This is a genomic window from Aerococcus sp. L_32, assembly GCF_050689315.1.
The window spans coordinates 33,090-45,289 of record NZ_JBOEQF010000001.1; the positions used below are offsets into that span (position 1 = coordinate 33,090).

13 protein-coding genes are annotated in these 12,200 nt (G+C 33.5%); 10 read left to right on the top strand and 3 right to left on the bottom strand.

The features are described from left to right. The first annotated feature begins 5 nt into the window (after positions 1–5). The 10 genes from ACRCJ0_RS00160 to ACRCJ0_RS00205 all read left to right on the top strand — a co-directional run bounded on the left by ACRCJ0_RS00160 (position 6) and on the right by ACRCJ0_RS00205 (position 9,569). A complete protein-coding gene (locus tag ACRCJ0_RS00160; protein WP_431389108.1) occupies positions 6–1,094 on the top strand; it encodes an EpsG family protein in 1,089 nt (362 codons plus the stop codon). A 33-nt stretch (positions 1,095–1,127) separates the two neighbouring features. After that, positions 1,128–2,006, top strand: a complete 879-nt coding sequence (locus ACRCJ0_RS00165) for a glycosyltransferase (protein WP_431389109.1) — start codon at positions 1,128–1,130, stop codon at positions 2,004–2,006. 28 nt (positions 2,007–2,034) lie between these two features. Further along, positions 2,035–2,907, top strand: coding sequence for a glucose-1-phosphate thymidylyltransferase RfbA (gene rfbA / locus ACRCJ0_RS00170; RefSeq protein WP_431389110.1), 873 nt, complete (start codon positions 2,035–2,037; stop codon positions 2,905–2,907). Between the two features lie 12 nt (positions 2,908–2,919). Continuing rightward, entirely contained in the window at positions 2,920–3,939 is a 1,020-nt protein-coding gene (gene rfbB / locus ACRCJ0_RS00175; protein WP_431389111.1) for a dTDP-glucose 4,6-dehydratase, read from the top strand. A 14-nt stretch (positions 3,940–3,953) separates the two neighbouring features. Then, on the top strand, positions 3,954–4,877 hold the full coding sequence (gene rfbD, locus ACRCJ0_RS00180) for a dTDP-4-dehydrorhamnose reductase (RefSeq protein WP_431389112.1): 924 nt from the start codon (positions 3,954–3,956) through the stop codon (positions 4,875–4,877). Further along, a complete protein-coding gene (gene rfbC, locus ACRCJ0_RS00185; protein ID WP_431389113.1) occupies positions 4,877–5,473 on the top strand; it encodes a dTDP-4-dehydrorhamnose 3,5-epimerase in 597 nt (198 codons plus the stop codon). The genes rfbD and rfbC overlap by 1 nt, the downstream gene beginning before the upstream one ends. Before the next feature lie 3 nt (positions 5,474–5,476). Continuing rightward, positions 5,477–6,904 (top strand): lipopolysaccharide biosynthesis protein, encoded by a 1,428-nt coding sequence (locus ACRCJ0_RS00190; protein WP_431389114.1) that lies wholly within the window; start codon positions 5,477–5,479, stop codon positions 6,902–6,904. 496 nt (positions 6,905–7,400) lie between these two features. Then, positions 7,401–7,571, top strand: a complete 171-nt coding sequence (locus ACRCJ0_RS00195) for a hypothetical protein (protein ID WP_431389115.1) — start codon at positions 7,401–7,403, stop codon at positions 7,569–7,571. A gap of 810 nt (positions 7,572–8,381) precedes the next feature. Beyond that, positions 8,382–8,909 carry a hypothetical protein gene (locus ACRCJ0_RS00200; protein WP_431389116.1) on the top strand — a complete coding sequence of 176 codons (528 nt, stop codon included), beginning with the start codon at positions 8,382–8,384 and terminating at the stop codon, positions 8,907–8,909. A gap of 78 nt (positions 8,910–8,987) precedes the next feature. Continuing rightward, positions 8,988–9,569, top strand: coding sequence for a YdcF family protein (locus tag ACRCJ0_RS00205; RefSeq protein ID WP_431389117.1), 582 nt, complete (start codon positions 8,988–8,990; stop codon positions 9,567–9,569). 277 nt (positions 9,570–9,846) lie between these two features. Here ACRCJ0_RS00205 and ACRCJ0_RS00210 read toward each other — a convergent pair whose 3' ends face one another. The 3 genes from ACRCJ0_RS00210 to istA are packed head-to-tail and all read right to left on the bottom strand — an operon-like array spanning position 9,847 to position 11,992. Then, complete coding sequence (locus ACRCJ0_RS00210; protein WP_420086290.1) at positions 9,847–10,083, bottom strand: ATP-binding protein; 237 nt, start codon at positions 10,081–10,083, stop codon at positions 9,847–9,849. After that, the gene (locus tag ACRCJ0_RS00215) at positions 10,067–11,107 is read right to left on the bottom strand and encodes an ATP-binding protein (protein WP_431389119.1); all 1,041 of its coding nucleotides are present in this window, start codon (positions 11,105–11,107) and stop codon (positions 10,067–10,069) included. Before ACRCJ0_RS00215 ends, ACRCJ0_RS00210 begins: the two co-directional genes overlap by 17 nt. 21 nt (positions 11,108–11,128) lie before the next feature. Next, positions 11,129–11,992, bottom strand: coding sequence for an IS21 family transposase (istA, locus tag ACRCJ0_RS00220; protein ID WP_431389118.1), 864 nt, complete (start codon positions 11,990–11,992; stop codon positions 11,129–11,131). Positions 11,993–12,200: the final 208 nt, after the last annotated feature.

A 12,200-nucleotide genomic window follows, 5' to 3' on the forward strand; every position in this document is an offset into this window, starting at 1 on the left:
AAACTATGACAACAGTATTTATATATAGCTTTACTTTTTTTTCCTCAATTTTATTAACATATGTTTTTGATGTGAAAGTAAATAAAAATGAAAAATTACCATATCCATATATTATCTTGCTTTCATTGTTACCATCAATAACAGCAGGGGTTAGATATGGTATTGGTACTGATTACTTTAATTATGTTGAGCATAATATTTTAATTGGTAACTCAAGTTTGTGGGCTTCTCTAGAGGATTCTAGGGAACCTTTATATATTTTACTTCAATATTTTTCAAGTTTTTTTTATAATGGACCACAGGTATTTCTATTTTTAGCCATGTTCATTTCAATTTATTTCATTATGTTAGGAGCTAATAATTTTAGAAATCAATCCTCCATGAGCTTAGTAATGTTTATATATCTAGCTTATTATTATATTGAAGGTTTTAATATTGTTAGGCAAACAATAGCAATATCTATAATTTTTTATAGTTTAAAATTCATTATTAAAGATAGGAATTTTGTTAAGTACCTTTTTTGGGTTATGATTGCCACTATGTTTCATAATACTGCTTTAATATTATTATTTTTCTTCTTTTTACCGTATAAAAAACCAGAGAAAATAAAAAGTATTGTTTCTATTATGTTTTTTTATTGCTGTTTAGCAGTTATATTACTTTTTCCAATACAATTTCTTAATGTTCTATCTTTAATTCCAGCGTTTGGGTTTTATCTCATAAGATATAGTTTTAATTTAGATTCATCAGTAATATCTTCTGCTTTAAGGTTAGGACCTATGATAATCATAGCAATATTTTTCTTAAATAAGTTAATAAAACAAAACCCAAATTATTACGTCTTTATCTCATGGATAATTCTATCTATATGTTTAACAACTTTTTTAATAAATATACCTTATGGTTGGAGAATTCAGTATTATTTAGCTTTGCCTCAATTAATAATGGGATCATCTGTTTTTAAAATTTATAATCTAAAAAGTAATGCTTTGATTATGGGAGCAATAGTATGTGTAATATACATATTATTCTTTTACATGTATTATATTGTACTAGGATCCGGACCAGGTATTCCTTATCAAAGTATCTTTTAATATATTAAAAACGCAATTGGAAGGGGAATTAGAGTGAATAAATTAGGAATTATTATTTTAAACTATTTGAATTGGGAGGATACAATTGAATGCATTAATTCAATTAAAGAGCAATCTAACAAAGATATTGAAATAGTAATTGTTGATAATTTTTCAAATAATAATTCATTTGAAATACTTAATCAAAAATTTTTCAAAGAAAAAAATATTCATGTTTTAATGAATTCAATTAATGGTGGCTACGCTAAAGGAAATAACTTAGGGATACAGTATTGTATTCAGAAATTGGGTATTAATAATGTACTTGTAATAAATAACGATACACTTTTTGAAGATGAAACTTACTTAGATACACTATTCAAGACAAAATTTGAAGGAAATGTTGGTGCAATTGGAACTAGAATAATTGGTAGTGATTATAAAAATCAGAATCCAATATTTGGAAACCTTTCATTTATTAGTATTGTGAAAAAATTTTTAACTGGTTTAGCGAAATTAATTGGAATTAGAAAACCTAAAATACTAAAAAAACAAAGCAAACATAAAAGTGTCAAAAAAACTGTTAATGATAGAGACTTAGTTTCTAGTAATAATCTCTTGCATGGATCTGCAATCTTACTGACAGAAAATTATTTGAAAGAAGTTGGGGGGTTTTTTCCAGAAACTTTCTTATATTATGAAGAAAACATTCTAGGTATTATCATGACGAAATTAAATCTTAAGATGATATATCTAGAGGATCCATATATCTATCATAAGGAAGATCAATCTTCATTATTAAGTTTCAATAATGACAATAAAATCCAATTAAAATACGAATTGTCTAGTATTTTAATAGCTCTAAAATTAAAATTAACTAAAATTGAAAGTATCAAAAAAAGAATGAAAAATGTCGATTACTTAGTAAAGTGAATTTAAAATAGAAGGAGTGCTTTGTAATATGAAAGGTATAATTTTAGCAGGTGGAAGTGGGACTCGACTTTATCCATTAACTAGGTCAGTATCAAAACAATTGCTCCCGGTATACGATAAACCAATGATTTATTATCCGCTATCTATTTTAATGTTAGCGGGTATAAACGAAATTCTAATAATTTCCACTCCGCAAGATACGCAAAGATTTGAACAATTGTTTGGAGATGGAAGTAATTTTGGGATTCATGTTGAGTATAAAATTCAAGCGGAACCTAATGGATTAGCTGAAGCTTTTATCATTGGGGAAGAATTTATTGGCAACGATTCTGTTGCACTAGTTCTAGGTGACAATATTTTTTATGGTAGTGGCTTGTCTAAAATGGTTCAAGATGCAGCATCTAAACAGGAAGGTGCAACGGTTTTTGGATATCATGTGAATGATCCAGAACGATTTGGCGTTGTTGAATTCAACAAAAGTATGAAAGCTACTTCTATTGAGGAAAAACCACAAAAACCTCGGAGCAACTATGCAGTAACCGGTCTGTACTTTTATGATAATAATGTGGTTGAAATAGCCAAAAATATTAAGCCTTCTCCCCGAGGAGAATTAGAGATTACAGATTTAAATAATGAATATTTAAAACAAGGGAATCTTGAAGTAAAGATTATGGACAGAGGATTTGCATGGCTAGATACTGGAACACATGAATCTTTACTAGAAGCTAGTTTATTTATTGAAACTATTGAAAAAAGACAAAATTTAAAGGTTGCTTGTTTGGAAGAAATTTCATACAGAATGGGTTATATAGATAGAAATCAATTAATTTCTTTAGCTCAACCTTTAAAGAAAAATGCATACGGTCAATACTTACTAAGAATTGCAAACGAATTAAAATAGGAGAATAGATTTATGAAAATTATTGTTACGGGTGGCGCAGGATTTATTGGATCCAATTTTGTATATCATATGTTGAACAAATACCCTGAATATGAAATTATTTGTGTAGATAACTTAACATATGCTGGTAATTTAAGTACTTTACAAGAAGCATTTAAAAATGAAAAGTTTTCATTTCATAAAGTAGATATTGCTGATAGAAATGCTGTATTTAGTCTATTTGAAGAAGTTCGACCTGACATTGTGGTTAATTTTGCTGCGGAAAGTCATGTTGATAGATCAATTGAAAATCCAAGTATTTTCGTAGATACTAACATTTCAGGGACAGTAGTATTAATGGATGCTAGTATTAAATATGGTGTAAAACGTTATCATCAAGTTTCTACAGATGAAGTTTATGGAGACTTACCATTAGATAAACCAGAATTGCTATTCACTGAAGAAACACCCGTAAAGACAAGTTCTCCTTATAGTAGTTCTAAAGCATCTGCCGATTTGTTTGTTCACGCTTATAACCGTACATACGGTTTACCTATTACTATCAGTAGATGTTCAAATAATTACGGACCAAATCATTTTCCAGAAAAATTGATTCCATTAATGATTATTAATGCACTAAATGATAAACCGCTTCCAGTTTATGGAGATGGGCAGAATGTTCGTGACTGGTTATATGTCGAAGATCATTGTGAAGCAATTGATTTAATCATACATGACGGAAAAATAGGAGAAGTGTACAATGTTGGTGGTCATAATGAAATGGCTAACATTGATATTGTGAAATTAATTTGCAAAACGTTAGACAAACCTGAAAGCTTAATTACTTATGTAAATGATAGAAAAGGGCATGATAGACGATACGCAATCGATCCAACTAAAATTCATAGTGAATTAGGCTGGTTACCAAAAACTAACTTTGAAAATGGTATTCAAAAAACGATTCAATGGTATTTGGATAATAGAGATTGGTGGGAAGAAATCATTTCAGGAGATTATCAAAATTACTATAAAGAAATGTACAGTAATCGTTAAAACGGAGGTAATTTATGAAAGTTTTAGTAACTGGCGTAACAGGTCAATTAGGCTTTGATGTAATGCGTAAATTAATTGTTGCAGGGCATGATGCTGTTGGGACAAGTCGTGCCTCTGAATTTGAAAGCCAAATAGACGATAAATCCGTTTCAAATGCTAAATACATTTCGTTGGATATAACAAATATAGACAAAGTAAAATCTACCATAAATGATTTAAAACCAGATGCTATTATTCATTGTGCTGCATGGACTGCCGTTGACGATGCTGAAGAAAACGAAGAAATGGTCTTTAAAGTAAATAAACAAGGTACAGAGAATTTAGCGTTAGCTGCAAAAGCAGTAAACGCCAAATTCGTTTATATTAGTACGGATTACGTTTTTGAAGGCAAAGGAAATGAACCATTTCAACCTGATAATGACAAATATGCACCGACAAGTATCTATGGAGCAAGCAAGCTAGCAGGAGAAGAAGCTGTTAAATCTATTTTGGAAAAATATTTTATTATACGAATTTCTTGGGTATTCGGTATTAATGGATCTAATTTTGTGAAAACCATGCTCAGAGTAGGTAGAAGTCATGACTGTGTAACAGTGGTGAATGATCAAATTGGTTCCCCTACATATACTTTGGACTTAGCTGAGTTACTTACAAAAATGATTGAATCAGAAGAATATGGTACTTATCACGCAAGAAATGAAGGTGGTTACATATCTTGGTTTGATTTTACTAAAGAAATCTATAAACTTTCGGGGTTAAGTACTGATGTGATTCCTGTAACTACCGAAGAATATGGTATCTCTAAGGCAGCACGCCCACTAAATAGTCGATTGGATACTTCAAAATTGACTGAACATAATTTTAGATTATTGCCAGAATGGAAAGATGCTTTAAAAAGATATTTAGCTGAAATTGAATTTTATGAGGGAGAGATTTGATGGGAAAAATACAAGTAACTGAAAGCCCAATAAAAGGACTATATGTGATCGAACCAACGGTATATGGTGATGACCGAGGATATTTTGTCGAAACGTATAACCAACAAGATATGCACGAAGCGGGTTTAGATATGAATTTTGTACAAGATAACCAATCGAAAAGCTCTAAAGGCGTTCTTCGAGGATTACACTTCCAAAAAGAATTCGCGCAAGGCAAGTTGGTGAGAGTTACAAAAGGTAGAGTTTTTGATGTTGCCGTTGATTTTAGAGATGGTAGCGAAACCTTTGGTAAATGGTTTGGCATTGAATTGAGTGAAGATAATTTTAAACAATTTTATATTTCTGAAGGTTTTGCACATGGTTTCTTAGTATTAAGTGATGAGGCAGTTTTCCAGTACAAAGTAACCGATTTCTATCATCCTGGAGATGAAGGAGGATTAGCTTGGAATGATCCTTCAATTGGCATCGAATGGCCGGAGGTAGTCGGTGAATACCCAGGCAACGCGGATGGATCAGGATATACTTTATCAGATGGTACACCATTAAACTTATCTGAAAAAGATCAAAAATGGCCCCTGCATGCTAAGTTAAATTAAGAAATGAATACGATGAAAGAAAAAATATTAGATTTAATAAAAAACTTTTCCTACTCACTATCTGCCAATTTTATTTCGTTACTGATTTCCACTATAGTTGTTTTAATAGTCCCTAAACTAATTGGTGTTGAACAATATGGATTCTGGCAAATATATATTTTTTATTCTTCTTATGTAGGTTTTTTGCACTTTGGCTGGAATGATGGGATTTATTTGCGACATGGAGGAGAAGAATATAATAAATTAAATAAAGTTAACTTCTTTTCACAGTTTTATAGTCTTCTATTTTCTCAAATATTAATAGCACTAGTTCTAACTATAGTTGGTTTAGTTTTCATACAAGATTTTGATAGAAAATTTATATTAACAATGATAGCAATTCAACTTGTGATATTAAATTCTAGGCTAATGTTACTGTATATTTTACAAGCAACCAATCGAATCAAAGAATATTCGCTAATTACAATACTAGATAGAATTGTTTACTTAATATTGATAATAACACTATTAGTATTTGGTATTGATAATTATTATTTATTAATTTTTGCAGATTTGATAGGTAAATCTATAGGGTTAATATATGCAATGTATGTATCTCGTGACATTGTATTTAGGAAATTAACTGATTTTTCTAATGTTTATACTGATACTAGAGATAACATCAATTCTGGGATAAAACTGATGTTATCTAATATTGCAAATACTTTAATTATCGGAATAGTTAGGTTTGGTATTGAACGGAATTGGAGTGTGTCAATATTTGGTAAGATATCATTATCTCTAAGTGTATCCAATATGTTTATGGTGTTCTTGAATGCATTAGGTATGGTTATATATCCAATCCTAAGAAGGATTAATCATTCATCTTTGGTAAAAGCATACTCAATAATGAGAGATTTTCTGATGATTTTTGCATTAGGAATGCTAATACTTTATATACCTATAAAAGTAGTTTTATCATTATGGTTACCTCAATATGCGGAAAGTTTAAATTATTTGGGATTGCTTCTCCCAATAGTTATTTATGAAAGTAAAATGTCTTTACTGATAAATACATATATGAAAGCCTTAAGATTAGAAAATGTAATGTTAAAATTTAATACTTTTACGATGACAATTAGTATTGTTTTCACTGGATTTTCAGCATTTTGGCTACATAATTTAGATTTTACGATTTTAAGTATTGTTATACTAATAGGATTTCGCGGAATAATCGCGGAATTTATTCTTTCAAGGGCCTTAGAAATTTCAGTAGTAAGGGATTTATTACTAGAAACTTTTATGACAATGATATTTATATATACAGCATGGTATATTAATTCTGTTTGGACACCAATTATATACGGAGTCTTTTATGTTTTATATATAATTATTAAGAAAAATGATTTAAAAATATCCTTGGATTATATTTTAGAAATTATGAAAAAGTGAATATATTATTAAATTAAAGGGAAAATGCGGGAGTAAGAAATGCCGATTACTTATTGTAGTCGGCTTTTTATTATGGCCTTAAATTAGTGATGAAGGTATAGATGACGTATAATGTTGGTTATACGATGGCTGGTTATTTCAGTGAGATAGAGGGTATAAAGAATGATGTAATTACCTTTACTGGTTCGTTTGGGGATACGAACTTTCGTTATTGGCGGACCAGATGGTTATTCTGATGGTATTTACTGGCAATAGTCTTGGACCTTTTGACTGGGGAAAAGCCTTATTTACCAATATGTTTGGGCGGATGAAGTTCTTAAAGGTGGCAGCGCGAGACCAAAGGTATTCAAAAATCTAGTTTGATTAATTGGTAACGTCTCATGAGGTAACCTTCTGACCTGATGTCTTGCTTTTTATTCATCCAGATAATCAAGTTATGACACCAACAATTGAGATCGCTTCAGGTCACTATATTGTGCTAGAAGCTAATTAACCAATGGACGTGATTCAGTCAGAACTGGATGCAATTAAAGATTTTGCAAGAGTGATGAAGCATCAATATGATCTAGACGTTGTTTTTTTAGCACTAAATATTGGAAATGGCGGGACTGTTCAGGGAGGATTCTTGAAGGAACGAATTCCAGAGATTATTTTAAATGATTATTAAGATAAAGGCTATTTTACCAATTCAAGATATTCTAAGTATTTTAGGGCAAGCAAGAATGTGATTACGTCTCGTTACCATGCCTTAGTCTTATCCATTGCTAATAAGGGGCAAGTTTTTTCAGTGATGAAGGATGAGATGGGGGATAAACGATATTATTACAAATAAAAATAGTAGCTTAATTCAATAAGTTTGTGATGGTTTAGATAGCAATGAGACCCGATTAATGAAAAGAAATTTCACGGATACGTTTGAATTGGTGAAAGGAAATTTTTCCGATTTACCTGCTGAACAGTAAGGCCAATATGTATCAAATTTTTTCCAATAAAACATAATTGTTCTGATTAAATTACGTATAGATTATAAAAAGCGAGTATATGATAAGTAATATTATATATATATGATAAAAACTATCTCTCTATCTATATCTAGGCTTATAATGTAAGGGAATACATAGCTTGTCTAGCAATAAAACTGATTAAAAAAAACAGTATGATATATAATTGCGAGCAAATTTGTGTCTGTATATTCTAAACTTAGGGAGGATTTCTAAATAAAATATGTAAGCTCGTTTTGCCAATATTTGTGAGAATAGCACATTTTCAAATATCCGTTTTACAATCACGGTTGTGAAGAGAAAAAACGCAAAGGTTATGTTATTGTTATTTTGTATTTTTAGTCAGTATACATTTTTCTGGGATGTCTTTTAATATTTTTTGAAATACAGAACATGAATGCACGTTTTATTGATATGAAGATAAGTAACAGTCGGTGAGTGGCATTTATTTTTATAAGGAAATTTTGGTGAAGAAAATGAATAAAGTAGCAATTATCGGTGCAACGAATGTTATAGGTCGACAAGCGGCGGAACAGTTTTCTATGGCGGGCTATGAAGTCATCGCTGCACTTTATGAAGATGTTGAAGTACCAAACTTACCCGGTGTGGAATATATTTTTATTCAACCGGGGGATACGGCGATTGTTGAAGATATCTTAGAGCAAGCGCGGATTGTGATATTACCGGTGATTACAGAGATTTGTGATATACCAAAACTTATCAATTATGAAGAACGGTTATTCAATATTATTGACATCTGTGAAGATCTGCCAATTGATGAATTTTACTATGCAGTTGCGAGTGCTGAGCATCCAGACGAAATCGATTTTGAAATGAAACAAGTACAAAAACGTCTAAAAGCATATATTGAGAACGCTGACATAAATCAACAACCAGTTGATATGTCTAAATTTGAAGATCAATTTACTGAAATCATTCAAAGGGATATCGCCTCTCTTGCAAGTAAACACAATAATACAATTATATTTGATTTTGGAAAATGATACTTTACTTTTCATCCGGTAATTTCCATGTGGTAAGATAAGTCAAAAGGAAAATACTTATCAAAATGGGGAATGCAGATGAAAGGAAATAATCTTGTTCGACTTGTGGGCTTTTTTGTCGGCATGAGTATCGCTGTTGGGTTAGTATGTGTGATTACCATCAGTAACCTCATTGTTGATGAGGAACCGAAAGTATCGGATATTATTGTTGTACCAGAAGGCGCTAGTGAGCGGGCTGGTGAAGCAGTTGATTTGCTTGAAGCTGGCTATTCACGGTCAGGGAAAATTATCGTAAGTCCACTAACTCAATCAAACTTTGATTTTTATGTGGGGGCGGGCGCACCAAGTGACGCTTTAATTAACGAAGCAAATGCAACATCTACTTATACCAACGCACGAAATACACTGAAGATGATGCAAGAAATGGGTTATGATTCAGCCATCATTACATCATCTGATTACCATATGTTGCGGACAAAAATGATTTACGAACGACAAAATCGCCATTACGGGTTTGACTTAACATACGTCGCTACCTATCATGATGTTGCCGGTGAGGAAGTGACTTGGTGGCAAGCCAATCGTCGAGCCGGTTTTAAAGAAATTAAGAAATTTTGGGGCTACATGTTCTTCCTTTACCATTGGGTAGATGAAGACTAATAAGCCAGTCAAAAGTCATCCGGCTAGGGTGGCTTTTTTGACATTTGAAATTATTTACCAACACTATTTGTAAAAGAACCCAAATAAGTTACAGGAGGTTATTTTTATGATCAATTATCATAAGATTCTTGAAATGCATCTACAAGGGATTTCTCAACGAACAATCTCTTCCAGTACGGGGCATTCAAGAGACAAAATTAGAGAGGTGGTGAATCTGTAAATGTCAACTGAAAAATGGTCCACCTTGCTATTCAAAAATGGACCACTCTGCGGCAATTTATCCTTGAGTCATGGAATCAATCCATGAGCTCGTTTGTTTAATGCGGTAACTTTCTCCTCTCATATTAATGACATTCGCTTGATAGGCTAATCGGTCCACGAGAGCGCCGGTTAAAGTGGCATCTTTAAAACATTCCTGCCATCGATCAAAGGTTAAGTTAGTGGTGATCATAATCGATCCTTCATCGTTCCGGTTCGATAGTAAATTGAATAAGAGCTCAGCGTCCCGCTTCATCAAAAGACAAGTAGCCTAATTCATCGATAATAACCAAATCAACACTTTCAAAACGGCGTTTAAAACGGACAAACGGACTCTGGGTGACCGCTTCTTTCAATTGAATCACTAAGTTAGGCGCATTAACGAACTGAACACTCATACCTTGTAAACAGGCTTCTATACCAATCCCAATACTAAAATGCGTCTTGCCGGTGCCTGGATTCCCAATTAAGATCGCATTTTCTTTCCGTTTAATAAATTCCAGTGAGGTTAACTCACGTAGCTGCTTGCGCGGCTGTTCTTCAAATACGCTGTCATCAAAATCTGCTAGATACTTCTTCTGATGAAACTTCGCCTGGTTGATTCGGCGTTGATGACTCCGCTCACGTCGTTGCGTGACCTCTTCCCGCAATAATTCTTTTAAGGCTTCATCTAAGTTTAATCCCCGCTGGTTGGCTTCTTTTAGGTAACTTTGGGAATGTTCACAAATATAGGCCAATTTTAATTCTCTAGCTGCTTCAATGGCCTCTGTAATGGCTTCGGCTTCTTGAGAAAGGGAAGCCGACTTTCGAGCCGGGGCATTCTGGGAAAGCTGTTCCATTAATTGCTCCTTGGGCAAGGCTTGGTACTGGTCTAATTTATCTAGGAATTCACGGGGATTTTCTTTATAATATAAGGCATAGTGGGCTTTCAAATCGGGCGAGTGTTTGAGCACCAAGGAGTGTTTTAACGCTCCCGGTTTTTTCATCAGCGTCTTGAGGTAGTGGTATATGTCAAGCTGATACTGATGGGAACCCTCTATTTTTTTATGCCGACAGACTTCCTCGTGGTTGGCATAAACCACAAAATACTCCGGATACACTTTTAATTGCACGGTATGCCCCACCAAATAATCGGGGACCGAATAAGCATTGGTTTCATACTGGATAATACTATATTTATTGACGCGGCATTGAACCATTTCGGCTAATTCAAAGGGCGGACGGTAGGTCAGTAGGTATTGCTTTTCCTCAACAATCTGACTCTTTTGATTCAGTCGTATTAACTGCTGCGTTAAATGGTCTCAGGCAGCTTCTATGGATGAAAATTGGTAAGATTTACTGAAACATTGCCGGCGAATATGTTTAACTCGACCTTCTACCGTCCCTTTCTCATGGCCGCTAAAACAATTAGTCACATTAATTTCAAAGCCATAATAGAGAGACAATTTGATCAGCGATTCATTGAGTTCTTTTTCAGACCGGTCAATAAAGCGCGTGACGACATTGCGCATATTATCATAAACCACTTCCTGATAGACCCCTCCCACCATCTCAAAGAATTGAACATGGGCCTCTTGAAAAACATCTTGTTTCTGATTCGTATATAAATAGGCCCAATAAAAATCAGAGGCAGGACTAGCAAACACTGCTAAGTGGTAGGTGCGAACCTTGCCGGCGATTTCCAGTTTGACTTCCCCAAAATCAAAGTCCACACGGTAACCTAAAGGATACTCTTGGCGAATAAAGGCTTCTCTTGTTTTTTGTTTCAACTGCCGCCAGTAATGGGCGACGGTACGGTAACCAATGGGATGACCTTCTTCAGCGAGAAGCTCATGCACAGCGATCGCGGTTAATGCTTGTTTATGCGGGCCTAACCGTTTATTCTTTTTCAATTCTTGTTGATATAATTCTTTCATCCGTGCTTCTACTGCAGGAGTATACGCCCGTGCTCTTCGCTTGGAACTGTCATACGACCGAGTTAAAACAAGCTGTTCGGTTGCTTCTTCCACTTCTTGTTCACTCTTACTGGAATTCAAAGCGTCAATGCCTTTCTTATACCGATCACAAATGGCCTTCACCGTCTTGCGATCGATTCCTAACTCTCTTGCGATGTGCCGATAGGACTCACCTTGGCGATATCTTGAGATAACATCAAATTGTTTCATTCTCCTAATCACTCCTTCTGCCTCCATCCATTTAATCATGTATGGTAAGCATAAAAATAAGTGGCCCCATTTTCAACGGCAACTTGCTGAATAATGGACCACTTTTAGAATACAACAAACAATGTGTATTACGATGAAGTAGAACAGTTGATAAAAAAACAAACGTCGGCTGAGTTTGAATAGAAAAAATCGGTTATTACATTTTTTG